At 37.8% G+C, this 2114-nt stretch carries 4 protein-coding genes; all 4 read right to left on the minus strand.

The window, feature by feature from the left end; translation table 11 throughout:
* Positions 1-74: 74 nt before the first annotated feature.
* Positions 75-590: a hypothetical protein gene (locus tag EAE89_RS22535; RefSeq protein WP_214086624.1), complete on the minus strand. Its 516-nt coding sequence runs from the start codon at positions 588-590 to the stop codon at positions 75-77.
* Between the two features lie 34 nt (positions 591-624).
* The gene (locus EAE89_RS22540) at positions 625-1155 is read right to left on the minus strand and encodes a DUF5625 family protein (protein WP_214086625.1); all 531 of its coding nucleotides are present in this window, start codon (positions 1153-1155) and stop codon (positions 625-627) included.
* 93 nt (positions 1156-1248) lie between these two features.
* Positions 1249-1770, minus strand: a complete 522-nt coding sequence (locus EAE89_RS22545) for a DUF5625 family protein (protein WP_214086626.1) — start codon at positions 1768-1770, stop codon at positions 1249-1251.
* Between the two features lie 93 nt (positions 1771-1863).
* Positions 1864-2114: DUF5625 family protein (locus tag EAE89_RS22550; protein WP_244866723.1), on the minus strand; the 251-nt coding region annotated here is incomplete at its 5' end.

Below are 2114 nucleotides of genomic sequence, written 5' to 3' on the forward strand. Positions count from 1 at the left end.
AATCTGGTATCTTTCTGTTTCGGTCAGTTGTATATAGGTCATTGTGCATTTTCCTGTGGCGGGAAAGATGCCTACTATAGCAACTGACCGCCCTTCTGAAAAATTGCACTTATTAGTCGAATCCGCCACATATTACTCAAAGGAATAATGTTATTTACGGGAAACTGATTTCCTTGCATACCATGCGTATTGTATCCAATGGTTTCTAATGATTTAAATACGAAATCTACGCAACTGTTGGTGAGCAATCTGTAACGCGTAACATCAAATTCTTCCGGCTTTGGTTTTTCTGAAAATTTACTTAACTTGCTGTACTGATCTTCAGTTAAGGCTACGGTAACTTCATAAGAGGTTTGTTGGTAGCCAGCATTATCAAAATTAGTTATTTTCCCTTCACCAGACATTTCGTCATGTACTGACTCGAAACCAAAACTCTTTTTATTCCCGTCCCCGTCATTTAAAACATACCACATATGACCGCCGGATGAAGAATGTACGTCTCCCGCCTTGTGCTTTCCCTTATCAGCCTGATAAATATATTTCGCCCCCATCGGAGCAACTTTATAGGTTACAGTATAGTTCTTTGCCATTGTTGATATTTCCTTTGTTTATATTAATATTTTTTTAAATCTTTGGATTAAAATATGTGAGCTGTACAAAACTCTGAATACCATTAAAAGCAGGCACATCCTCTAGGGTGGTAATTACAGCTGAGTAACGTCCGGAGGGTAACGAAAGTGTTTTAATTTCTCGCACAGCCGTAGTTATACTTCTCTCTTTGTAATAAAAGGATTGTGTTCCTTCGCTCCCTACCGAATTTATTTCCTCGTCAAAAAAAACCTTGCCGTCTTTAACCACACGAAGCGAAACGGGGATTGTCACCCCGTCCTTATCAATACTCCCGAACAATTCAAGCCGCCTTAGCATTTCTTCATAATCATTCCCTTTATCAAACAGCAGAGCAAACTGATAATCTCCAGCTTTGCGCTTGCTGAGTTCAAAATTAATCTCGACTGATTGCCCGGAATGCAACACATCAATCGGTTTGTGTATAGTATCAATGTGCCTAGAGCAGGACATTAATAAGGTTAAGCTCATAAAAAAAATAATATTTTGCCAATTTTTAAACCTTTCATGTATATGTAATACTTTCATTTCATCACTCCAAATTTTGATGTTACAGTGTATTTCTTTTCCATACTTATTATTTCCTCTAGTTGTTATTTCTCTTTGTTTTTCCTACATAAATCAAATCTTTGGATCGTAATAGGTGAATCCAACAAAACTCTCGATGCCACTAAAAGCGGGAACATTCCCCAGGGGGGTAATAACCACAGAATAATTCCCGGGGGGTAGCGAAAATGTCTTAATTTCTCGCACAGCCGTATTTATCCTTCTCTCTTCGTAATAGAAAACCTGTCCCCCATCGTATCCCCTGGCATTTATTTTCTTGTCAAAAAAAATCTCGCCATCTTTAACGATATGGAGTGAAACAGGGGTTATTACTCCGTCTTTATCAGCTCTCCCAAAAAACTTAAACCGCCTTGTCATTTCATCATGACCCTCCCCAGTTTCAAACAGTAAGGCAAACTGATAATTACCTTTCTTGCTGAGTTCAAAATCAATTTTGACTGATTGACCAGACTTCGATACGTCAATCGGTCTGTATATATCCATGTGCCTAGAGCAGGCCATTAATAAGGAGCAGCTCATAAAAATAATAATATTTTGCCAGTTTTTAAACCTTTTATGTATACGTAATACTTTCATTTCATCACTCCAAATTTTGATGTTACAGTATATTTCTTTTCCATACTTATTATTTCCTCTAGTTGTTATTTCTCTTTGTTTTTCCTACATAAATCAAATCTTTGGATCGTAATAGGTGAATCCAACAAAACTCTCGATGCCACTAAAAGCGGGAACATTCTCCAGGGTGGTAATAACCACAGAATAATTCCCGGGGGGTAGCGAAAATGTCTTAATTTCTCGCACCGCCGTATTTACATATTTCTCTTCGTAATAGAAAGCCTGTCCCCCATCGTATCCCCTGGCATTTATTTTCTTGTCAAAAAAAATCTCGCCATCTTTAACGATATGGAGTGAAACAGGGA

This window comes from Photorhabdus heterorhabditis (assembly GCF_018448905.1).
GTDB classification, from domain to species: domain Bacteria; phylum Pseudomonadota; class Gammaproteobacteria; order Enterobacterales; family Enterobacteriaceae; genus Photorhabdus; species Photorhabdus heterorhabditis.